We start from the raw sequence: 24,502 nt of genomic DNA, 5'->3' as shown, positions 1-24,502 counted from the left end.
ACGCACTGCCATGATAGCCGGAACGTCCCCCGGGAACAAAACTTGTATCAGTAACAGTAATGGTCCCAATGCTTGCTATAGAATTGGAACCGACTGCATCCACTTCCGCTTGATCGCCGACAATCAGCGAATTGTTTGGGTCTATTTTCAAAAGCCCGCCAGAGGAGAAGGTGGCCCCATTGAGCTGGGACAGAACGGTACTGAACGGATTGGTCGCCATATAAAATCTCCCTCATAGTATACATTTGTAAATTTTGATGATCACGTCAGCGTGAGGACCGATGGCTTGTCGGCTCGCCTCAGCCGCCTGCGGGGGCAGTGGAGGCGCGTCGGCAATCGGGATCGTCGGCTTCGTTGCGCTCGTCACAGCGACCATCGCTGGCCGGGCCAAGCACTTCGACGCTGATGATCGAGCGGCGGTCGGCCGGCGGCTGTGCCGCGCGGCTGGCGTCCTTCAACTGTGCCTGCGCTTCGCGCGCACCCGCCGGTGTGACGCTGACGTTGGTCGCCGCCTGGGTGGGCACGCCGGTGATCGTGCCGCTCGCCTTGAAATTGTCGGCATTGGCCACGCGCGCTGCGGCAACCACGACATTGCCCGAGGCGCGCACACCCGCGTCGCCGGCGTCGACCGTGCCGACCGGGGCGATCAGCAACACATCGGACGCCGGATCGTCGGGCGATTGCTTGAACGTGCCGATCCCCGCGCCGGCGACGCTGCCCACGCTGTTGACCTCGGCGAGCCCGTTTTCATCGAACCGCACGGTCACTGGCGGGAAGGTGGAGGCGCTCTTCGGCCCCTGCCCGGCAGCAAGATCGCCGTTGGACGACCACAAGACGATGTCGCCGCCCGCTTGCGTGAAGGTGCGGCTCTGGTTGAGCACGAAATCGCCGTCGGTGAAGCCGCGGATCTCGCCGCCGCGCAACGTCAGCAGACCTTCATAGCCGAGCGGAATGGACTGTATCGCGTATCCCCGGTTGGTGAAACCGAGACTGCCCGATTCCAGCGGCGGCGGCGTAGAGCCCGGAATGGGAATGTTGAACGCGGTCCATCGCTTGTTCTTCTGGTCGGCGGTCCGCACCACCGAGCCGGCGATCAGGTCGCCGCCGGGGCCGAGAATGGTGACATTGCCGCCGCGCCCGGTCTCGATGGTGGCGAGGCGCAGGTCGAGATTGCCGGTCTGGACTCGCGTGGCCACTTGCGGTTGGCCGTTCACGATGTTGCGGGTCGGCACGCCCAGCGGATGATCGGGCGTGATCGTCGAGGGGTCGAGCGTGTAAGGCGCGAGGTTGTCGGTATAGCCGAGCTTCGCCGGGAACAGCGTGTTCACCGCGCGATACCCGCGGATATACTGGTTGAACGATGGCCCGTTCTTGTCGCCGATCGAGGCGAGCTCGTTGAAATAGAGTTGGTTGATCAGGAAATCCTGCTGGTGCAGCAGGTCGAGCTTGCCGAACGCCGCATACAGGTCCGTCATCTTGCCATAAGCCGCGCTTGCCAGCGCGGCGTTGCCGGCATCGGTGTTGGGGAAGCTTTGGTTGCCGAACACCTGCGCGAACGACGCGGGATAGCTGTCGCGCAACCACTTTGCGAGGATCGGCGCGTAAATCGGCTTCGTCCGATCCGGCTTCCTATTGCCGAAGCTGTCGGTCACCTGCACGAACAGCGCGCCGTCGAGCATACCGGCGTTGGCGGGGTCGAGATAGGTCTCGCTCAGCGCGGTATAGTCGGCACCCGCCGCCATACCGAAGCGCACCTGAAGATCGGCACCCTGGTCCGGCAGCCACGGATTATAATCATTGCCGATCGTGCGGACGCCGCCGCCGAAGGAATAGATAAAGCCGCTATTTCCATCCTTGAGGTTCGCCGAGGTCACGAACGGGCCGATATTGCCGCCGGCCTCAAGGATGAAGGTGCCGGACCCGCCCAGCACGAAATCGTTCGACCGGACAAACGGAAGGCTTCCGCTCGATGCGATCGTCCCGGTGATGTTGCCATCGGCGCGGATGCGCGTGATGTCGGTGGAGGCCAGATTCTGCCCCTGGAAGAACATGTCGGTGATGTCACCGCCAGCCGCGATCCGGGCTTGCTTGGGCAGGAAGATCGCGGAGTTCGTGATGTTTCCGTTGCTGAAGATATAGACCGGGTCCTGGTCGCCGGTGTGGGTCGGCACCCGGTTGTGCTGGTCGCGCAGATCCGCGTCGGTCGTCGTCGATAAGACGAACGGGAATTGGTAAGGCGCGAAGGGGATCGGCCGCGCAAAAGCTCCCCCGATCAAGCCGGGGTCGGCATCGCTCATCGCGATCGACAAGCCACTCAAGTCACCGTCGCTGAAAAGGCGAAGTTGGCCGATCGCGGACGGATAGAGCAGCTGCTGGACATTGGTCGGAAGCGTTATCTTGCCGGTGAGCGACGCGACTGCAAAGGTCGGCGGAAGGACTTGGATATAACTGTTCGTATCCGCGGCTCCAGTGCCGTCTCGCGGTTGCAGACCATAGTCCCAGCTGCCAACGACCGGCGTATTCCCCAATAGCGGAGACGCAAACGTGACGCCTTCGATCGCCGACACGGTGAGGCCGGCGGCAGGGCTGAAGAACCCGGCCGAGTTGACGGATTGCGGCTGGCTCGCATCCACGCCAAGCGCCGATACGCTCGCCAGCGTCACCGCCCCTCCGGCCGAGACATTAACGACCGCATCGGCCAGGCGGATGCGCGCGAATTGCGGCGGCTCCGTTTGGTTGAACGGCGGATTGTAGGGCTCGGTTCCGATCCCCGCAATGTCGCGGCCCGCCGCGATCGAGGCAGCGCCGGACGCGATGTCGAACCGCCCGCCGAGTATGTCCCGGCCCGCCGCAAGGCTGAGGTTGCCGTTCCCGAAGGAGAGCATCGCCGGGCCCGTGGCGGTGGAAGCGGTCGAGATCGAAGTGTCGAGCGCGACGGTCAGATTGGAGACGTCCCGGCCGGCGCGGATCGACACATCGCCGCCGGCCAACGCGCCGACCCCCGAGGTGAAATCGCGGGGCGCAATCCCGATTTCGACGCCAGCCGAGGTGATGCTGCCGACTCTCCAAAGCTGGCTCGGTTGCCCGACTGTGCCCGTAATAGAGGTGCTGGTGCCAGAACTGGCACCGGTGTAGCTGACGCCCCGGCCGAGGTAGCGCTCGCTCCAGACATCGCGACTGCCCAACACGTCGCGCCCGGCATCGAGGGAAATATCGCCGCCGCCATCGGCAAGAACCGGCGACGTATCCGTCAGCGCCTTGGGCGATGGAATGAAGGTGACCTGCTCCGCAGACGGCGTGAAATACGGACTGTCGGGGGTAAGCGTAACGATCCCGCCACCGATAATCCGTGCGCTGACGGCGGCCTGCGCGACACGGACGCCGGCGGTGTAAATCGCCGCCGCCGAAAAATCGGCAGACCCGGCGGCACCGTTGACATAGTTGGCGGTCGCCGTCGCGGTGCCGTTCTCCTGGCGATACGTCTGGGTTCCGCCGCGGATGTCGATGTCGCGCGATGCGGCGACATCGATCGAACCGTCGCCGGTGCGGATATACGATCGGACATAGGCCTTGTTTGCGGTGCCGTAGCCGATGATCGACGATGTCTTGCTGATCGAATAGCCGGTGCGGTTGCTCGCCAGGCCAGCTTGGTAGGTCGTCTGGAACGATTGCAGGAATGCGATGACCTGGTTGAGCGGCGCGATGATGCCGGTCGTGGCCGAGCCGGAGCCGACAAAAGTGTAGCCCTTACCCGCAAAATAGGCCTGCGCGGCGGCGCGCGCGTCCGCACCGAGCCCGGCGGTGCTGCCCCAATTGAGCTGCGTATAGGCATCGTCCTTGAGCTGATCGAGCCCCGCGAGGGTGCTGGTGAGATCGAGCGTATCACCAATACCAAAAGTGAGCGTCGGGCTGCCATTGCCGCGCACAAGCCGAAACTCCAGCGGGCCGTTATAGCTGGCGGTTCCGGAGGCGGTGAGCTGGTTATTATACTCTCCAGCGACGATCATGTCGGCATTGGCTGCGCGGTCGACGTGGAGCGGGTTGGCCGAGAGTTTCGCGTCAGCGCCTGCGACCAGCCTGAGATCGGACGCGTGCATCGCGACAGTGCCGTCGAGCAACGGGAACAGCTCGGCGAACCCGAGCGAGTCCTGACCTTCGCCGCCGCCCGCGGCACCATTGCCGGCAAGCGCCAGCGGCGAGTTTACATACGGATTCGCGTTGGCGAGATCGCCGGTCGCGGCTTGCGTTCCGAGCCCGATCACCAGCGTGCGGGCGGTCCCGGGATTGGCACCGGTGCCATAGCTTGCGATGTTGCTGCACGAACCGGTGGCAGAACCGCAGGTGAACTGGATCGCCGGCGAGTAGCTGCGGTTGCCGCCGCCGAGCTGCCAGCTGATGTAAGACGGATCGGATTTATCGCGGAACGTGAAGAACCCGTCGGAGATCGAGCGGTTGACGGTGAGACTGCCGCCCGCGCGCAACGTGACCACCGGCGCTTCGCCCCGCGCCGAGCCGCCGTCCGTGCGGTAAAGGAACGTCGCGAACCGATCGAGCAGCGCGCCTTCCTGACCGGGCACGACACGATATTGGGTCTGACCACCAGCCGACAGCTCAGGGATGACCTGAAGCACGCCTGCATTGACCGCAGCCTGCAGCTGCTGCGGCGAGAAGCTGGCGGCAGCGAGATTCCACTCGGTGGTCGTCTTGATGCCGCCGCCCGAGGCAAGCTCTACCCCTGGGCGCAGCCGCAGCCCCGACAGGCTAGAGCCGTCGACCGTGGTTACGTCAAAATTCTGGATAAACTTGACCACCGACGCGCCGCCATCGGCAAGCTGGAAGCTTTCGGTGAACGGGTTGTATTTGCCACCCTTCGCACTGCTGTCGGCAAAGTTGAGAAGCAGCGTACCGTCGGCATCGCGGCTGACCCCGGAATAGAGACCCGCGCTCGCCAGCGCATCGAGATCGTAGCGCTTATATGCCTCAAGCTGGACACTGTCCGCGCCCAGGATCGAGCCGTGCAGGCTGACATTGACCTTGTCTTCCTTGGTGCCGAGCACCGGCGCGCGCAATGAGACCGTTCCACCCGTGTCTGGCGCGGCATAGGTGTAAACAGTCTGCTGGCTACCGGTGACCGCATCGGTAATGACCTTTGGCACCAGCCGGGCACCGGTTTCACCAACCGCCACTGCCGCCTGGGTCCGCCTTGCACCAGCGTCGATCACCGCGCCGCTGGCGATCGTGATCGCCGCACTCTGGTCAGCGATGCCGATGGTGACGTCACCGGCCGATGCAACGCGGCTGTCGGTATTCGCATAACCGGTGGTATGGGTATCGAGCTTCGCGGTCGACGCCAGCGTCACGCCGTTTCGGCCCCACAACGCGATATCGCCGCCGTTCACATCCGCGTTGCGCGCATCGTCCGCGCTCATGCCGGTAACGTCTACGCCGGAGGTATCGATCGTGCCGCCGATCGTGATCCGGCCGCCATCGGCGGTCAGGCTCACGCTTTTCGCCTTGAAGGTCTGCCCGGCACCGAGCTCGAGATCCCCCACCCCGCTGCGCACGGTTACGGTACCGCCGAACCGGGTGCCGTAGCGTGAAACGAAGCTCGCAAAGTCGAAGCTGGAAAGGCCGCTGTCGAATGCGAGGCTGCCTTGACGGTTGCCGGTCACACCCGGGTTAATCGCAGCGTCCAGCGTGATGCGGCCGTTGCCCGCGAGCAAATTGAGTGTCCCCGCCGAGCCCTTGCCCGTGTCCGTGATCAGCGTGCTCGCCGCATCGGCACCGATATTGCCCGATTTGGTCAACAGGTTGATGGTGCCGCCCCCGGCCGAGACAGTGACCGGATCGACGCTGTCGCCGAACGTCTGGCTGTAGCCAGGCACCGAAAGCGTCGCGCGATTGAGTGTGATGTCGCCGCTGGACTCGATATCGATGATGCCCGCAGTCGCCTGGATCAGACTGCCCAGGATCGTCGCGGACAGGACCGGTGCAGCGGTCGATCCGATGTTGATCCGCGCGCCCGGCGCAGCATTGCCGCTCGGCTTGGCGGCGGGGTCCGTGCCCGCTGCGCTGATGGTGAAACCGGCGGTGGTCAGGAAGCTGTATTCGGGGCGAACCTTCTGGTCGCGCGGATCGGCCAGCACCGAGCGATCGGCGAGGAACGGCGTGTTCAGGGTCAGCGCGGTGGTGCCGCTCGAGAAGCTGCCCTTGCCCTCGACATACATGCCGCCGCTGGCGGCCAGCGTAACCGCCTTGGAGAAGCCCGAGGCGCGCACGTCATTGGCACCGAAACTCAAGGTCGCGGTGTTGAGCGTGAGCGCGCTCCCCTGCCCGCAGAATCCAGCGACCGCGCAACCGTCCGCCGCCTTGGTGGCGTTGGTGAGCCGGACATTGGCGGCATCGATCGTGACCGAATCGCTCGCGCCGTTGCGCGCGCTCGCTGCCAGGCTGGCCGTGTCGAGGATGAGATCGTTAAACCGATGCTCGCCTGCGGAGAACCGGATCGCGCCGGGCGACCGCACGGTCAGTTGCTGGGCAGCAGCAAGCTTCGCCTCGAGATTGGTGCCGATCACGCCGACGCTTCCGGCGAGATCCGCGCTACCGTCGAACAGGATCGAGCCGCTGCTGATCGCCACCTTCTGCGCTCGTAGACTGGCACTGTCGGACACCGCGAACGTGCCCGAGGTGTCAAGTCCGAGCGAGCCGCCACTGATATTGGCCGCGCCGATCTTGATGGTCGAGGTGCCTGTGCCGCTGCGATTGACCATGCGCTCGCCGCCGCTCGACAGCCGCAGGATCGACCCCGCAGTCGAGGCGGTATAATCGGTCGCGAGCAATGTACCGACCGTACCGGTCGCCTTGAGCGTCGCACCGTCTTCGATGGTGAGGGTCGAACCCGTACCGCCGACCGCGAGCAGGAGCTCCGGCGTGTCGAGCGAGGCACCGCCCTTGACCGTGATCGAGCGCGCGGTCGGGTTGATCGCAGTGGTGCCATCAGTATTGTCGGCGCGCTGGCCACCGATCAGCAGGCTGGTCGCATTGAGCCCGGCGAGCGTCGCCGCACTGACCGTCAGCGCGCCGCTGGTCTGCACGCTGTCGTCACCAGCGATGATGATGTTGGAGCCGAGCAGGTCGAACTGGCCGCCCTGCCCTCCGTCGCCTGCGCGCGTGTCGAACGTGCCCGCCATCTTGAGCGTCGCGAGCGGTGCTAGGATAACCCTGGCCGCGTCGAGCGGCAACCGCGGGCGCGCGGTGCCATTCTTGTCGGCGATCCCGGTCAGGTACCCTGACCCGCTGGTGGTTTTGATGGTGGAATATTTGGTGAAGACGTCCTTGGACTCAATCGTGAACGAGCGTCGGACCGATTGCGAGATGCCCGTACCCGTATAGCCGAATGTGCCGCCCACCACGATGCTGCCGTCGAGCATAGTGTTGAACTGGCCCGGCACTGGCGCCGATGTGCCGGTATTCTCCACCAGCCTGAGCGCGCCTGGGATTGCCATCGCATACTTCGCCGGCACCAGCAGATACTCGCCCCCCGGCACGCCCGGCGCAGCGTCCAGCGTGACGGTCAGGCCGGCTTGCGCGCCGTACAGATCGACCGGCCCCGCGCTGCCGTAATCCGCCGAATAGCTCGGATCAAAAGGCGCGATCTTGTTCGCTTGGCTAACCGGCACCAAGGCGAAGACCTGCCGCTTGTCACCATATTGATAGCCTTGGCCAGTCACAGGATCGAACCCGTTGGCGCTGAACGGATCGCGGTTGATCCGGTCGAGCACGTCGCGCGACCCGCCCACGCCCGACTGGAATTCATAGGCGAACACATCGCCGCCGCCGCGCCCGTCGATCAGCGCGCCCGCATTCTCGACGATGGAGTTCGCCGACAAAGTGAGCTGCCCGGTCGGGACCTTTGTAATCGGGGTCGAGATCGTCGGGAAATAATATTCGATCCCGTCGGTCGTGCTGCCATAGGGAATGTTCAACCCTGCGCCCGACACGGTCGTCACGCTGCCTGCACCAAAGGTGATGGACTGCGTCGCCGACACGGTTTGGCCGGGATTCGGCTGCGCGATCGCGTTCGATCCGATTTCAAGCAACCCGAGTGGTGCCGCCAGATAGCCGTTCTGGATGATCCGCGGTGCCAGGATTTGCAGGTGCGTGCCCGCGGAAAGCGGTGCCGTGGCGTTGGCATCAAAGTAGCTGTTGCCGAACGTGATGCTGTGATCGCCCAGTGCGGCAATCACATAGGGTTTCGAAAGCGTCGCCGCCTGGCCTTCCAGGAGCGCCTGTAGATTGCCTGTGCCCGTGGTGGCATAGGTCCGGCGCGCGTCGATCAGCAAGTCGCCGCCCGCGATCAACTGGCCATTATAGGCGACCTGCGTCGCATTGCCGGTGTCGTTCACGCCGATCAAGCGGAGGTCGCCCGCCGTGCTAAGCGCCAGCGAACTGATCGAGCGACCGAAGGCAATGCCCCCTGCGAGATCCATTCCCTGACTTCCCGCGAAGAAGGTGACCCGCGCATCGCCTGCGGGACCAGAGACCAAGGCGGTGCCGCCCCGGCTCGCGAAACGGACGTACCCGGCTCCGATCGCGGCATTGGTTCCCGAGGTCGCCAGGATCGACACCGGGCTGTCCGAGAGCGGACTATTCGGAAGTGTCGAATCGCGCGAAATGACCATCAGCGCTTTGCGCAACGTGAGAGCAAAGCTGCCGTCGAGCGTCAGTGAGGCGCGCGCGATCAGCGTGTCGAAGCCGCTGCCGGTGATTGCGCCAGCAACAAGATAGTCAGCGCCGCCATTCAAAGTGGTGCCGACCGTCGGGTTGAGCCATTCAAGCGTACCACCCTCCGCCTGTGGGGCACCACCATGCGCATTGATCACGGTCGTCCCGAGCGAACCGCCGCCCAGCGCCGAGATCGTGCCGGCCGCACTCCATTCGAGATAGGGCGCATAGGCCCCGAACACATTGGCCCGATCGAGGTAGGTGCTGACACCGCTGATGTCGACAACCGCACCATCGCGGCGGATGAGGGTGCTCGAATCCAGGACGGTGTCCGAAGTCCCAGGCCCGGTGACACGAGAGGCAACGACCCCCGACCGCAACCGAATATCGCCGCCATCGACCACATAGCCGGTGCGCAGTTGCGATCCACCCGATAATATCGGCGCCCGGGGATTGAGCACGGCTACGCCTGACAGGTCGGTGACACTGCCATTGTCGAGCAGGATACCCTGCGAAGCATCGAGCTTCCCAAGGAAGTAAATCAACCGATCGGCACCGTCCTTGGAGACGAGTTCGCGGTTGGTAAGCAGCGCCCCGCCGGTGCCGGGTGCGCGAACGCCGGCGCTGTTGGTCGCGGTCTCGTCAAACCGGCCCTGCGCGTCGGTTGCACCGCCAAATGCGCCGGCCAGGCCGTTTCCACCCAGATTCTTGTCGCGCACACCCAAGCCGCCAGCGACCAAGGCGTCGGACAGATCGTTGCTCTGCGCGATGATACCGCCATGCAGGACGATGCTGCCCGCATTGTAGAGCTTGGCAACCGTCAGCTTGGCTTGGGGGGCCCCGACGATCTTTCCACCGGCGAGCACATCGAGTTCTGTCAGCCCGCCCAATACCAGATTGGCAGCCTTCTGGTCCCAGGTCGCATCCATCTTGCTGGGCGTCAGAAATGCCTGGTTGGCCAGGTTGGCACCGCTCCCGAGAGAGCGGAGCGTGCGCGACTGATCGGTGGTCAGGAGCGAGGGCAGCAGCCACTGCGTGAGGTCGAACGTCTCGCCTGCACCAACCGTAAACCGCGTCGTGTCAAGAAACGCGGACTTGCGCACGCTACCATTCGCGAACAGGTCATCGACGGTTCTCGATCGATAGGTGCTGACATCAAGCGTGCCGAACCCGGTCGTCTTGAAGAAGTCCAGCCCGACATGCGTCGATCCCGCGTGGTTGTCGGAGCCGAAGCTGATGTCGGGTGCAACCAAAGTGAAGGTGCCGCCGCCAGCGAAGCCGTAGCCCCTGATCGTAGCGCTGGCGATGTCCACGGTCGAGCGGGCATCAGGGACAAGTTGCGGCAAAACGAGGCCGCCTGCTGAATCTGCGGGAACTGGCGTGAAATCGACCGATTGAGACGTGCCGCCGACCGGGATATTCGACGTAACCGGTGCCCCCGGATTCAAACGGCTGCTGTCGGTCAGCGACGTCGATGCGTAGGTTGTCTGATTGACGAGCGAGAGATTGCCACCCTTGCCGTCGAGGACCAGACTGCCCGTCGGCGTCACATAACCGCCAGCGGTGACGTCGAGTGTGCCGCTGACCCGAATGCTGCCGCTGAGATCGACCGCCCGCGTCGCCGTGCTAAGGCTCGAACCGATCGCCGCGAAATAATTGGGCGCAACCTTGAGGCTGATGCTGCCGCCATCCCGAAACGCACCGCCGCGATACACACCCCGCTCGGTATAATCGTTGATCCACAAACCCGCGGTCGAAAGTGTGCCGGTCACGACGATGTCGAACGGGTTCAGGGCACCTGGATCGGACGCGTAGAGGAAGGTGACGTCGTCGCCATTGCCATTGCCGTAAAGCCCGGTTCGGAACGCCGAGCCAGGCGAAATCGCCAGGCTGCCCGGCGGTTGAGTGGCCGTGGTGGCGCTGATCACGCCGGAACTGGCCGTAACATTGCCGTCGAACCGGATCGTCCGGCCGGCAGATACGGAAAGCGATCCGCCGGGAGCCAGTTCCACATCCGACACGCCCGTGATCCGCAAGGCATCCGGCGTCTGCAGTGTGAACGGGGTCGTGCCCGCGAACGTCACGGCACCATGTGCTGACAAAGACAGCGCCGACAGCCCGGCATTGCTCAGCATCGCATCGTTGAGCAGCAACTCAGCCCAATTGGACTCAACCGCCCCGCGCTCGCCATGATAGACAAGCACGTCGCCAAACGCGGTGATCGAAACGGCACCGCCCGAAGGCAATTCATATTGCGTGCGTTGAAGCAGACGGCTGTCGCCGGTAATCGTGCTGGCCAGGCTCGGACGGACGCCCGCGACGACTTGGCGCGACCCGGCGAAGGCATTACCGTAGAAGGTCCCGTCGATCGCAACCGCCGGTGCATTGATGGTCAGCGACCCGGCGTCGCGCCCTTCGTCATAGGATGCCTCGGAACGCGTGCCCTGGCCGGTGGCGTTGAGATGGGTGGTGAGCACCCCGAAGCGGGGCTGGACATCGGTATACCCCTCGACCACGCCGACATAGACGTCGTTGGGATCGGCCTTGCCAATGTCGACGATGCGGCCGTCGGCAGTGATCAGCTTGCTGGTCTTGACCGCGCCGGCGGCATAATTGACCCAGCCGCCGGAAACGTCGATCGTCGCGCCCGCCGCGATATGGATGTTCGGGGCCTTGGTGGGATCGGTCTGATTGGCGGCTAGCGACTGTGATGTCAGGAGCGAGACGGTGCCACCCTTGGTCATAAACTCCTTGGCAGTGACCGGGATCTGGCTGGCGAGACTGCCAGCCTCGATGAGCGGGGATCCCACCCAAGCGACGCCGTCGTCGCGCACGCCCGACAGGCGCGGGTCGACATGGAGCGTCGCCCCGTTGAGCGTGAAGTTCCCATCGAGCGCCACCTCGCGATAGTTTGGCGTGTCCCGCAATTCGTTGCGCTTGACCGGATCGATTTCGATCGAGTTGCGCGAGGCGTCGAGTTGGACATCCTTGTAGCCGCTGACATCGATGGTCGCGCCGCTGGCAATGTCGATATGACCGGGGGCCACCGCAAATGCGGTAAAGCCGGTGGGCAGTAGGGTTGCGCCGACCGACACGTTCGCACCGGGCGCATAGATGAGCGCGTTCTGCGCCATCGTCAGATTGGTCGGCAGCAAAGCACCGACAGGCTGCGACAGCAATTGAATCTGTGCACCGATCTCAAGTTGCGACGTCTTGAAATTTGCAGGCTGGTTCGCCGTGCCTTGCGGGATGGTCTCACCGTTGGTGTCGGCGACAAGTTCGATCCCGCTCGCTCGGCCGGGATCGCTGCTTCCCCCGAGCAGGATGTTGCCGCCGGTGATCGAGATCTTGCCGTTGCGCGAAACGCTGGTCGTCGCGGACAACAGGCCATGATTCTCGATCGAGCCCCAGAGATTGGTGCCCAGCGACAGATAGCCACGGTCGGACTCGATCAACCCATCGACAAAGATGCGACCGTCGCTCGGCAGCGAAGCGCGTGACACTTGATTGCCGTCGGTCACCGCATAGTCAAAGCTGTTGAGCTTGTACCCGCGCACATAAGGGTCGGTATCGCTGCTGGCACCGGTGGATTGAACGAAGCTCACCCCCCGGCCCGCCTGCAGGCTGACTTGGCCATCGACCGCTCGCAGCGTGCCGCTGCTGCTGATCGAAGGCGCGGCGAGGATCAGGAAGCCGCCAGCACCGGCGCTGATCTGCGCCCCATTGTCGACAATGACGCTGCCCTCGACCTGGTCGACATATCTGTACGAATTTGTCGTCGGCACTGTGTTCGCCGTTACCAGCAGCGCGGCATTGGTCCCGGCCTTGCTGGACGGCGCAAAGAGGCCGTTTTCGAAATAATATGCGTTGCGCTGTGCAATCGTTGAAGGCCCAAAGAGATTGGTCACCGGGTCTTTCGTCACCGCATTGCCCAGCTCAAGCGTGGAGGCGAGCAGCGAGTGGGTGTTCACCTGGGACGATTTGCCGAAGATAATGCCCGCAGAATTGAGAACCACCACAGTGCCATCGGCCTTGAGATTGCCGAGAATGAGGCTTGGATCGGTGGCGTTGGTAACCCGGTTGACCGCGACCCATCCGGGCTGTGCGGTGCCGCCAGACTGTTGGTTGAACTGAAGCGTGGTGTTGGCACCGATGTTGAACCGGTTCCACGAAAGCAGCGCGCGTTCCTGCGTCTGGTTGATGGTGACCGTGATCTTGCCGTCAGCGCCGACGGACTGGCTGGGCAAGCCGGCACCTTCCCACGTCTTGAGCCCCGTGGCGTCGCTGGCCGCGCCGGCGCTTACCAGAAGTTGGTTGGCGCGCACGGTGTCGCCGGCCTTGAGCGCGGCGATGGCGTCGCTGATCGCCTGGGTCGGGTCGAGGCCGTTGGCGGCGAGGCCGTCGGCGACGGCACCGCGGTCGACCGCCTGGCGCAGCGACGAGGCATAGGCGCGAATCTGGGCGATCCGGCTCTGCGTGGACTGCTGGCGCGCCAGGGCTGCCTGCATGGTCGAGGAGCGCTGCGGCGTGGCGGAGGGCTGCTGCACCGGCGGTCGCGGCTGCGCCGCCTGCCCTCCCAGCGTCGCGCCCAGCGTCTGGGCGGCGGACGGTGCCGCGATCATCCCCATAGCGAGCGCGGCAAGGCTTGCGCCGAACTGGAGCCCACAGCGGGGCAGCTTGAGTCGGGACGAGGTGCGCGAGGTCATTGGAATGCTCCGAACTGGCAGCAATCACGTGAAAAGCAGTCGCGGGGCGATGCGATTGCGTGAGAATGGGCGGCACCGTCCGCAAGCGTGAAAATGCCGACTACAGCGCTCTCCCAGTCCGGACCGTCGTCAGGAAGAACAAGCGGAGGGGACGAACATCCGGGAGAGCGTGCGAGCGGCATCAGAACGCCACGCCGAGGTCGAGCTGGAGGACGTCGATCTTGAGCGCTGCGTCATCGATATTGTTGGCGCTGAGCCAGCGGCCGCCGATGGTGATGCCATTGAACGGGGCAAAGGCACCGCCCAAGATATAACCCTTGGCGTTGGTGCCGCCCAAGTGGAAGTCTGAGTCCGTGAAGCTATCAGGGACCGCATCGCTCTCTAGATATTTATAAGCGAGATTGACCGCCCAGGCCCCGCGCTTCGCGCGCCTGGGGTTGATGCCGAACAAAGCAGGATCACCGATTGAGAAATAGGCACCATAACCTTTGTTGCCACCAGTGAACTTGGCCGGATTGGTGGCGTCACACGCCCCCTGGTTCTTGTTGGTCGGGTCGGTCACCAGCACGTTGGTGATGGGGGCCGCCTGCGCGCCCTCCTTGCAAATGTTTTTCGGGTCGAACCCGAAATTATAGAGGTACGCGCCAGTGAGCTTGGCCTGAACGCGCTCGCCGATCGGCACGCTGACCGAGCCGTTCACGTCGAGCACGCGGTAGGCGAACTTAAGCCCGAGATATTGGGGCTGGATCGCATTGGCCGGATTGGGTGCGAAGCTGTAGTCGATCTGGCGCAGGAACATGAGCGTATTGCCCTTGCTCGCCCAAAGCGGCCGCAGCGCGTCGGTCGAGCACTCGACGTTGGAGGCCGAGAACACGTCGCACGGCTCGGACAAATGACCGCGCAGATAGGTGAAGTCATGATAGGCGGCCGATGCATCCACCTTGATGCCGCCGGCGAACTCCTTGGCCAGCTCGACCTGTCCCGAGAACATGTAGCGGTCGCGCCAGTTGCGCTTGTTGGGCGAAGTCAGCGGGAAGTTGCTGTCTTCGAACTGGATCGGGAAGGCTCCGCCCCTGACCGCGACCGTTAAATTCTCGACGCCGAACAGCCTGGTCAGGTTCGCTTCGCCATAGACGCCGTCGAGCGCCAGGTCCGGATCGAACATCAGGTCGGTGGTACGAAACGGGTTATCGAACCGGCCGACCATCCCGACCAGACCCGGCACGAACTCGGCCTTGGCATAGGCGTTCTGGATCCAGAGGTTGCGCTTGGCGAAGCCGCCCGTCAGGTTAGCGTTGGTCGAGATCGGCCCCGCATCGTCACCGGTCGCAAATTGGAAGCCGAGCTCGACGAAGTTGGCAACCTTGGCCTCGATGCCGATGCGCGCCCGCACCTGCATGTTGTTCCGCTTGTCGCGCGTGGTGTTGAGGAACGGCAGCAATTGGCTGCCGCCGCCACTCACGTCGTAAGGGCCAGTCGTGTTGAACGCTGGCACGTCGGTATAGAAGCCGGTTGCATTGTCGCGCCCGTAAAAGGTCGAGGCGGAGCGGTACCGGAAGTCGCCATGAATCTGGATATTGCTGATCCAGTCCGGCGCGGCTTTGCCGGGCGACGCCCAGCCCTCCGCCTTCGCCTGCGCCAGCACGTCGTTGCGGATTTCGTCGCGGATCTGCGCGCGCACCGTTTCGGGCACATAGGGCACCCGCACCGCGCCTGCGGGCGGCGGGGTCAACTCGCCCGACGCCACCTGCGGGTTGGGAGCGGGCGCTGTCGACGCCACCTGCGACGCGCGGGCGCGCGCCGCCTCGGCCAGCGCCTGGTCCATCAGCACTTTGCCCTTCTCGGGCGTCAGTACCTTCTGCTCGACCAGCATCCGCACCAGGTTCACCATCGCACTGTCAGACGGCGCGCCGGTCGCGGCGGAAGGTGACAGGCCGGCATTAGCCCGGCCGTCAGACGCGGCCCCGACATCCTGCGCCTGCGCAAGCGACGGCACCGCCCCGAGCAAAGCGATCACAGCGGTGCCGCTGGCCAGAGCGCGACCCGACAACCGGTGTTTGAAGTGAGAAGACATTATTGAACCCCTTGTTTGAAACGCACGCGGGGCAGGTCCGCTTGGGACAGCGCGCGCACGGAAATCATGAATGGCACGTTCGTCCGCCAGGGCAGCGGGCGATCGAGATGGTCCAAACGCTCGATAAGCGCGATCAGTCGGTGCTCGCGCCGCGCGCTGCCGCGCACCGCGCGCAAGCACACATCGATGACCGCTCCGCCGGGAACCAAAGGTGGCATCGCGAGAACAGTTTGGGCGGACATCGTCAAATCCCCCGTCGACCGCGCACGGTAACGCGCTGTGGAAACACCATGGCCGACGGCGGCGCATTCAGTCCGCGTACGGTGCCGAGCAACGCCGTCAGCTTGCGCATGGTCTCATCATCGTTGCGACCGCGTGCGCCAAGCAGCCGGACGCCGGTAATGCGGCCATCGTCGGTCACCGTCAGCGCCAGGTCCGCCGAGAAGACGAGCCGACTCAACTTCTCGTCACCGCGCACACGTTCTTCGAGTGCGGAACTGAGATAGCGACGATAGATCCCTTCCGTCATTCCGGTGCCGGACGGTTTCGATCCACAATTGTTGCCAAGGCAAGTGCCTGTGCTGGAGGGCGCGCCATTGCCCTGCCCGCTGCCGGCGGTCACGCCGAAGCTGTTGGTACCCGCTTGTGCGGGGGCAGCGATAGAGACCGGTGCCGCCTGGGGCTGCGGCGATTTCTGCGCCTCGGACGGGCTGGGCTGCGGCTGTTCGGTCGGCTCGGGCGGCTTTTCCTTGGGCGGCGGTGGCGGTGGCGGCGGGGGCGGCGTCTCCATCGGGACAACATCAACGATCGACTTGGGCTCGTTGGCGATGCGTCGGCCGCTCACCGCGGTAAGCTGGCTATAGACGAACCATGCCAGCGCGATCAGCACCAGCAGCCCAATCGCATAGGGCAGCGCCTCGCGAATGGCGGAGCGGTCCTCGAACGCGTCGAACGTCTTGGGCGACGGCTCTGGCTGCATGGTGGTCACTCGTCCCCCCGCCCGCGCTCAGGACGCGCTTGTCGGTTTGCCGGTGACCAGGCCGACCTTGTTGAGGTCGAGCTGGCGGCACAGGTCGAGCACTGCGGCGACCTTGCCGTACTGCGCGGTCTGGTCGCCCTTCAGGACGATCGGGACGTCCGGGTTCGACGCCTTGGCGTTGCGCAACCGTGTCTCCAAGTCGGACAGAGTCACCGGGAAGGCATCCATGAAGATCTGCCCGTCCGTGGTGACCGTGATCGCGATCGTCTTCGGCTGTACCAGACTCTGCGCCGCGCTCGCCTTGGGCAGATCAACCTTGATCCCCTGCACACTTGCCGTCGCCATCAGGATGAAGATCACCAGCAGCACATATGCCAGATCGAGCATCGGCGTGATGTTGATGTCGTCATACGCCTTGCGGCCCTTGTTGATCTGCATGGGCTCGTCCCTCCCCCTCGCGCGCTTATTCGGCCGCCTGCAGCGCCGCAGACGGCGTCGGCCGACCCTCGGACTGCATCTCGGCAAGACGCGTGATCAGCCGGTCGACAAACACGCGCATCTCGTCCGAGAGCGCGGAGATCCGGCTGTTGAGATAGTTGTAGGCAAACAGCGACGGGATCGCGCAGGCCAACCCCGCGATCGTCGCCATCAGCGCCGCCGCGATCCCCGGCGCGATTGCGTTGACGTTGACATCGCCTGCCTGCGCAACGCCCGCAAAGGTGTTCATCACGCCCATCACCGTGCCGAGCAGCCCGATGAACGGCCCGCCCGAGATCGCGATCGTCAGCAGCACCAGCCAGCTGTCGTATTTCTGGTTCTCCGCGACCACCTCGGCATCAACTGCGGCGCGCATTGCCTCGACCGCTTCGCCTGACAGCGTATGTCGGGCCCCCGTCGCGCCGCGCCGGACCTCGAGCTCCTCAATCCCGGTCTCGTAAAGACGCGCGAGCGGTGCCTGTTCGATCACTGCCAGCTCGCGTGGACCAATCCCCTCGACCCGCTTCATGCTGACGAGCTGCTCGTGCAGGCTGCGGAACCGCTTCACGAACACCCTGTTCGCCCGCGCGGAGCGCGTGATGTAGCGATATTTTGTCGCCATCACCCCGAGCGCCAGCACCAGGATCACCATGCACAGCCCGATGATGAACGCGTCGATCATTTCGACCTTGCCCAGCACATAGGCGAAGTTGCCGCCGCCTGCGCTTTGCCGCTCGGCCTGGTCGGCGACCGCGACGATCTTGTTGCTCGGCCCTTCGGCCCGCGCCTGCGCGAGGATCATCGCCGCCGGTCGCGCGGTCTTCGACAGCCGCACCTCGTCGAGTTCGCCCGAGAAAGGACGCCCCGCGCCGCCACCAAGCGTGATCGGACCGTCAAGCGCCGGAAGTGCGCCACTGCCCGCCGCCGCCTCGACGCCATTCACATAGAGTCGGTAAGACTGGCCGTCGGCGACGAACCCGATATGGGTCCACTCGCCCGGCTTGACCGCCGCGGCCGCCTGGAGGCGCTGATCGCCGACAAGGGCGAACGGCACGCCACCTGCGAGACCGATCACCAAGGGTCCGCGCGTGAACAGCGCTTGCTCGCCGGCCGCCTGACCGGACTTGACCCAACCCTCCAGCGTCAGCGGCGCGCCCGCAGGCGAGGTCAGCGACGGGCTGGCCGGAATGATCAGCTCGCCCGAGCCGGCAAACTTCGCAGCGCGCGCGATCACGCCATTCTCGTCAATCCCCGGCACCGCGTTTTGCGCGTTGTTGGCGTTGGCGGTCAGGTCAGCAGTGGGCTTGCCCGCCGCTTCGCTGAAGTGCCAGGCAGCGACTGTGTCGGGATCATAGGTACCCGCGACATTGCTTCCTGCCGACGCATTCTTGTTGCCGAAATAGACCCAGATCCGGCGCTTCTCGCCACCGCTCACATTGGGGACCGACACCCACAGGCTCGCAATGCCGTTGGTCGCGTCATAGCGCTCGATATGGAACGGCAAGGGCGTCTTGCCGTCGGTATCGACCACCCGCAGGTCCGCGCCATTTTCGAGCGCGTCGCTGAACGTGAAATTGCCGTTGTGCAGCCGCACCAGCAACACCGTGCGCCCGATCGCGCCCGACAGGTTCGCCCCGGTTGGCGACGTGTCGACCGTGATCGCGCAGCGATATGGCCAGTCCTTGTTCCACCATCCAGCACTTTGGCCAGCACTTTGGCCAGCGCTCGTCTGGGCAATGGCTGGAGACGCGATCGCGGCCAGCGCGATCAGCCAAGCAATGATTATTCGGCCCACGCGAGACCCCCCATTTCTGTCCATCGTCAAAACTCGCCCTTCAGCGTAAAACTGTATCGTGGATCGCCCTTGTCGCTGACCGGGCCGCGCCGCAGCGGCACCCCGACGAGGAACTCGCCGCTGATCAGCTTGAACACCCGCAGCCGCAGGCCCCCGCCCGCGCCTGCCAGTCGGAATGTGTCCTCCTGGCCGGTCGCTGGGGCGAGAACGCGCGCGTAGCCGGTGTCGAGGAAGGTGAAGACGCGGAAGGAATCGACGATCGAGCCGAGCGAGGCCCCCCAGTCGGGCGAGCGCAGCTCCACCGACGAGTTGAACCCGTCATCGCCGACCGCCTCCGACACATAATAGCCGCGCACGTTCGACACGCCGCCGACCGAGAATTGCTCGTTGGTCACGAGACTCGAATCGGCGAGCTGCCCCGAGAGGCGCAGCGCTACCTGGAAGTCGTTGGCGAGGTTGCGCGTGTAAGTGAGGTCGAGGTTCAGGTGAACAAAGTTCTCGCTCACATTGATCGCTCGGCCGGTGAACTGGTCCGCCACCACGCCAACGTCATTGCCCAGCTTGCACGTCAGCACGCCCGGCGGCGGTGTGCCATCATACGGATTCTGGAAACACGCGTCGCGCTTGACCACGCGCAGCCCCCCGGTCACCCCCAGGGTCGCTCCGAAACTCGAGACGTCATCCGCGCCGCTCAGCGCATATTCCGCGACGATCGGCACATATCGGATCGCGGTCGGCTGCAGCGGCCGTCCGTCGAGTGAGATACTCTCCTTGAACGACTTGAAGTCGGGACCGAAACTCAGCTGCTGGAACAGCTTGTCGCCCGGCAGGCGATAGGTCGCGCGCAACCCGATCTGATAGCCATTGCCCAATACGTTGGTGCCACCCAGCGCCGCCACATTGCTGTTCGACTTGTAGCCATAGATCAGGAATGACCAGGGCGTGCCAATCAGGGGGGCCGTGTATGATGCCGACCCCACCGCGCTCTCGCGCCTGTTCTGCGGTGCCAGCGAACCCGTCACCGACAAGGTGTGTCCCAGCCCCCACAGATTGCTGTAGCGCACCGTCCCACTCAGTCGCAGCGGGTTGGTGTTGGGGCTGTTGTCGTTGTTGAGTTCGATCTGTGCATGGATCGGCGAGCTGTCCTCGACCTTCAGGTCGACATCGACCGTGCCAGGCGTGGCCCCTGGCTTGAACTTCGGGCTGATCTGCCGGTCCGGAAAGCGGTTTGCTTCGGTGATGTCGCTCTGCAGCGAGGCGATGTTGATCGGCTGTCCTTCGACCAGCGACGGCACCTGCGCGCGCGCCGTCTCCGCCGAATGGTGCTTCGCGTCCACCACCGAGACCTTGCCCAGCGGCGTCTCATGCACCACCAACTGCACGATCCCTTGCGCGAACGTATCATTGGGCTGGATCGGAATTTCGACCTCGACCGCCTCATAGCCCTTGGCCGAATAGGCTGCCTGCAACGCCTTTTGCGCTGCAATCACATCATCGTTGCCCCGCTCCGGACCCAGATGCGGATATACCAGTTTCTCGATTTCCGCGTTGCTGAGCTTCGTCACCCCCAGAACATCGATCGCCGCGATCATGAACCGCGATGGGGCCTCGCGCGGCGCAGCGGGGGCAGCCTGGGGCTGCGCGGCGGGCTGTTGCGAAGCCCCTCCCGGTGTCTCTTGCGCCACCGCCATGGGTGCCCAGGCCGCGTCGGCGGCGAGCGCCACGGCAAACGACGTCGCCCGAAGGCCGCGCCAATGGGGGGCACGGGGCTGATGGCCAATGACACGCGGGGAAACGGCCTCGCGGCGGGAAAGGACGGATATCATAGGGGCGAAGGGCTTTCGCATATCAAATCTGGATCAGGCCGGCGCTGACTGCGATCGCCGCCGCCTGGACTTTGTTCGACGCATTCAATTTCTTGCTCACCCGGCCGAGATGAAACTCGACGGTTCGGGTCGACACGCCGAGCTTGGCGGCGGTATCGGCAAGCGTGTCGCCAAGCGCCGCAAGCCGCAGACAGGCAATTTCGCGATCGGATAGCGCCGGTCCCAGCGCGTTGGTCGGTGCCAGGATTGTTTTGGCAATGAGATGAAAGGAGAGCGCGGTCAGCGTCAGCAGGGGCGTCTCAGCATCGACCAGACGCACGGCGTCGTCATAGGTGCCGCCATAGAGGATCAGGCAGGCCGGCCCCGCCGCATGATCCTGGACCGGGACGGTGATGCCCGCGAAAAGCGGCTCGAGCCCATGGACCGCGTACCAGTCGCGTTGCGGGGCTTCGGTTCGACTGGCATCGTCCCAGGCGAAGGGCAGAAAGGTGATAAGCACCGCGCCCGGGTCTGAATCGGCGATCAGCCAAAGATCGGCACGGTCGTCGTGCGTCGAAAGAAACCGTAATAATTTCCAATGCGTCGAGCGTTGCCCGGGATAGAAGTGGCCAAGATGCAGATAGCGCGCGCCTCCAAATCCATGGCGATTGGCAAAGGCGAGCAGCCAGCCACGCAATGCATCCTGGGTTCGGCACTGCGGCAGATCACCGATCAACGACGTCCACGATACAGCCTCGCCCAGCCCAGCCCGTTCGGCAGGCGTGAGCGCATCGAGAACGATACGACTGTCGTGGTGCACGAATGCACCGCTCGCGAACATCTAACCTTACCCCCCGTCGGAACTTGTTCCTCGGTAAGTGGACACGGCAAACCCGATATTTTGGCAAAAGTTTTTTGTTACAAAATCGTGACAGATTCTTGATGTGAACGATATTCAGCGAGATAATGGAGACATTCTATATTGGCGACAGCTTTAGGGCGATCTGATCGATCCATATTGGAGTATAGTATTAGTATATATATTTTTGAGTATCACATCCTGTTTCTACAGTATTTTGAATATCGGTTCACAATTTGCCATTTTCGGCCGGAATATCGAGGCGCGGCCAGCTTCACATTTCCACATAGGGTTATGAGAAGCCGGATCGACTTGCCGGTTTTCGTACTCACCCCTTTTGCCTCTTTCCGCCGACAGGGTGCGATGCACCATCCTGCGCAACTCGCCACCGGAGACTGGTCGCTCTATCCTATGCCCAGATGACAACGCTGACTCTCTTCCGCTCTGTTCGGGACTGCCTGGTGCTGGCCGCGATCGGCGCGACGGTGCTCGCGCCCGCCGTGGCACCCGCCCAGGATGCCAGGACAGACCAGCGCATTGCCTTCGACATCCCAGCGCAGAAACTCGATGTCGCATTGACCCAATATTTCCGGGTGACGGGTGTCCAGCTTCTTTACGACAGCAAGCTGACCACAGGCCGGCGATCGAACGCGGTGCAGGGCAACTATACCCCACGCGAGGCGCTGCTGCTGTTGCTGCGCGGAACAGGACTGATCGCGCGCTACAGCCGCGCGAGCGCAGCAATCATCACCACGCCAGAAAATGACGAAATAACGCCGCTCGTACCGCTCGGTCGCGTCGTCGTGCGCGAGAAAATCGCCGTAACCCGACCGAGCACATTTGAACGCATGGCCTTTTACGGTCGTCTCGAGAGCGAACTCCACGCCTATCTTCGGACCGACCGCCGAACCCAGCACCTGGCATTCGCCGCGCTGGTCTCGGTCCGGATCGCCGAGACCGGCGCGGTAACCGACATCCAAATCGATCGAGGAAGCGGGGATCCCAGGAAGGACCGTCTGCTGACCGAAGTCCTGATCGGTCGAACCGTGTCCGCGCCACCCGGTGGCATCGTCCAGCCCCTGCTGATTTCCTTAAAGGGTCGACACCCGAATGGCGATTGAGCCTGTGCGGCGCAGAGATTTTCCGTGAACCGGCCCCTGCCTGTGGTTTTCCCCAGCCGACCGGGCCGCACGCTCATCTAGCGTCACGTCATTGCCCTTCCCTGAAAGGAGCCGGACTCGGCACCATGGACGCGCTCGTTGACGGAGCATTGCAAAGAGCGGCTATCGTCGCGATGGGTCGGCGCGCCATTGCATCCGAGGCGGAGGCCTTATGGGCGCTCGCCCATGACGTTGGCGAGGGTTTCGTGGACGCGATCACGATCCTGTGGAGGACGTCGGGTCGGGTCGTTACCTGCGGCCTCGGAAAATCCGGTCAGATCGGGCAGAAAATCGCATCGACGCTGGCTTCTACCGGCACGCCGGCAGCTTTTATGCACGCCGGCGATGCAGTTCATGGCGAACTCGGAAGCCTGATGCGGGGCGACACGCTGATCATCCTCTCGAATTCCGGTGACACACGCGAGTTCGGCGTCATTATGCGCCGGGCCCACAGTCTCGGCGTCCCGATCATCGCCATCACCTCGAGTCCGGGGGCGCCCGTCGCGAACGGTGCCACGGTGAACCTCCTGCTCCCAGTGAAAGCCGAAGCCTGTCCATTCGGCAGCTCGCCGACCACCTCGACCACGATGATGCTTGCGCTCGGCGACGCATTGGCGATCGCTCTGATGCAGATGCGCGGAATCCAGGCGGCCGATCTGCTGGAGCTGCATCCCGGCGGTCGCCTGGGGCTCGATCTCGTGAGGGTGGAGAGCTTCATGCATGGCGGTGAGGCCCTGCCCCTCGTGCGCGGCGAGACGCCCATGGAAGAAGTGCTGAAGGTCATCAGCGAGAAGGGCTTTGGCATTGCCGGCGTGATCGATGGCCATCGGCGGCTGGACGGTGTGATCACAGATGGCGACATCCGCAGAAGCGGCATCTCGCTCGGAACCTTGTGTGCCAAACACGTGATGACGGCGCGGCCACGAATTCTCGAAATCGGTGCGATGGCGCGCGATGCCCTGACCATCATGTCGGAGGCTCGCATTACCGCCGTTTTCGTTCTCCAAGGCGGCCTAGGCGGGCACGTGCGTGGCGTTGTCCATATCCACGACCTTCTGCGGCTCGGGATTGGCTGATGCTCAAAATTGTCGGCGGAACGAGCGTCGATGTCCCGGCTGAACGCGTCGCGATCATTATCCCCGCGCGGTATAGCTCGTCGCGATTCCCCGGCAAGCCATTGGTGCCCTTGCGAGGGGCCGACGGGACGCTCAAGGCTCTGCTCCATCGCAGTTGGGACGCTGCACGCCTGGTGGGCGGCGTCGCGGAAATCTGGATCGCGACAGACGACATCCGGATCGCAGAGCAAGCCAGGAGCTTCGGGGCGTCGGTTGTGGAGACGCCTTTCGATTGCCGCAACGGCACCGAGCGCTGCTGGGCCGCCGTGCGCGAGGCGGGCATTGACGCCGACATCATCGTCAACCTTCAGGGAGATTCCCCCCTCACCCCGCCGCTCGCGATCGAGCTGATGATCGAAACGTTGCGGTCGGAGCCTCCTGTGCCCGTCGTCACGCCGATGATCCGTTGCACCCCGTTACAGATCGATCGGCTGACGGCCGATGCCCGCACCGGGCGGGTCGGGGGGACGACGGTGGTGGTCGACCGCGCGGCAAATGCCCTCTACTTCTCGAAACGCATCCTCCCTTATTTGCCCGAACGCACCTATGATGTGCCGGTTTATTTCCATCTGGGTGCCTATGCGTATCGGCGCGAGGCGCTTGCACTCTATGCGGAGGCGCCCCCCTCGCCGCTCGAACTGGTCGAGGGGCTGGAACAGCTCAGATTCCTCAACGAAGGCGTGTCCATCCGGATGATCGAGATTCCGGATCCGCCCGGTGGGATGTGGGAAGTCAACAATCCTTCGGATATCGTCATCGTCGAGGCTGCGCTCGCCGCGCGTCATCTGGTTTAGCGGAGCAAGGTCCC

11 protein-coding genes are annotated in these 24,502 nt (G+C 64.0%); 3 read left to right on the top strand and 8 right to left on the bottom strand.

Annotation, left to right across the window (positions count from 1 at the left end):
• Nucleotides 1-299 precede the first annotated feature (299 nt).
• The 8 genes from H4W01_RS07745 to H4W01_RS07710 all read right to left on the bottom strand — a co-directional run bounded on the left by H4W01_RS07745 (nt 300) and on the right by H4W01_RS07710 (nt 21,401).
• Complete coding sequence (locus tag H4W01_RS07745) at nt 300-13,430, bottom strand: filamentous haemagglutinin family protein (protein ID WP_209610563.1); 13,131 nt, start codon at nt 13,428-13,430, stop codon at nt 300-302.
• Between the two features lie 181 nt (nt 13,431-13,611).
• Nucleotides 13,612-15,504, bottom strand: a complete 1,893-nt coding sequence (locus H4W01_RS07740) for a putative porin (RefSeq protein ID WP_209610562.1) — start codon at nt 15,502-15,504, stop codon at nt 13,612-13,614.
• The gene (locus tag H4W01_RS07735; RefSeq protein ID WP_209610561.1) at nt 15,504-15,746 is read right to left on the bottom strand and encodes a hypothetical protein; all 243 of its coding nucleotides are present in this window, start codon (nt 15,744-15,746) and stop codon (nt 15,504-15,506) included. Before H4W01_RS07735 ends, H4W01_RS07740 begins: the two co-directional genes overlap by 1 nt.
• 2 nt (nt 15,747-15,748) lie before the next feature.
• Nucleotides 15,749-16,492: a TonB-dependent receptor gene (locus tag H4W01_RS07730; RefSeq protein WP_209610560.1), complete on the bottom strand. Its 744-nt coding sequence runs from the start codon at nt 16,490-16,492 to the stop codon at nt 15,749-15,751.
• 18 nt (nt 16,493-16,510) lie between these two features.
• Nucleotides 16,511-16,921: an ExbD/TolR family protein gene (locus tag H4W01_RS07725; RefSeq protein ID WP_209610559.1), complete on the bottom strand. Its 411-nt coding sequence runs from the start codon at nt 16,919-16,921 to the stop codon at nt 16,511-16,513.
• Nucleotides 16,922-16,946: 25 nt separating this feature from the next.
• Nucleotides 16,947-18,755, bottom strand: a complete 1,809-nt coding sequence (locus H4W01_RS07720) for a DUF2341 domain-containing protein (RefSeq protein WP_209610558.1) — start codon at nt 18,753-18,755, stop codon at nt 16,947-16,949.
• 26 nt (nt 18,756-18,781) lie between these two features.
• Nucleotides 18,782-20,479 (bottom strand): ShlB/FhaC/HecB family hemolysin secretion/activation protein, encoded by a 1,698-nt coding sequence (locus H4W01_RS07715; RefSeq protein WP_334685199.1) that lies wholly within the window; start codon nt 20,477-20,479, stop codon nt 18,782-18,784.
• Between the two features lie 124 nt (nt 20,480-20,603).
• The gene (locus H4W01_RS07710; protein WP_209610557.1) at nt 20,604-21,401 is read right to left on the bottom strand and encodes a helix-turn-helix transcriptional regulator; all 798 of its coding nucleotides are present in this window, start codon (nt 21,399-21,401) and stop codon (nt 20,604-20,606) included.
• A gap of 437 nt (nt 21,402-21,838) precedes the next feature.
• On the opposite strand from H4W01_RS07710, the gene H4W01_RS07705 reads away from it, so the two are divergent.
• The 3 genes from H4W01_RS07705 (at nt 21,839) to H4W01_RS07695 (ending at nt 24,488) form a co-directional block, all read left to right on the top strand.
• A complete protein-coding gene (locus tag H4W01_RS07705; protein WP_209610556.1) occupies nt 21,839-22,540 on the top strand; it encodes a secretin and TonB N-terminal domain-containing protein in 702 nt (233 codons plus the stop codon).
• 125 nt (nt 22,541-22,665) lie between these two features.
• Nucleotides 22,666-23,655 (top strand): KpsF/GutQ family sugar-phosphate isomerase, encoded by a 990-nt coding sequence (locus H4W01_RS07700; RefSeq protein ID WP_334685198.1) that lies wholly within the window; start codon nt 22,666-22,668, stop codon nt 23,653-23,655.
• The gene (locus H4W01_RS07695; RefSeq protein ID WP_209610555.1) at nt 23,655-24,488 is read left to right on the top strand and encodes a 3-deoxy-manno-octulosonate cytidylyltransferase; all 834 of its coding nucleotides are present in this window, start codon (nt 23,655-23,657) and stop codon (nt 24,486-24,488) included. The genes H4W01_RS07700 and H4W01_RS07695 overlap by 1 nt, the downstream gene beginning before the upstream one ends.
• The last annotated feature ends 14 nt before the right edge of the window (nt 24,489-24,502 follow it).

Origin of the sequence: Sphingomonas sp. PL20 (genome assembly GCF_017875905.1) — a bacterium.
Lineage (GTDB): Bacteria > Pseudomonadota > Alphaproteobacteria > Sphingomonadales > Sphingomonadaceae > Sphingomonas > Sphingomonas echinoides.
Note: the sequence above shows the minus strand (reverse complement) of the source record. Positions and strands in the feature narration are given on the sequence as shown.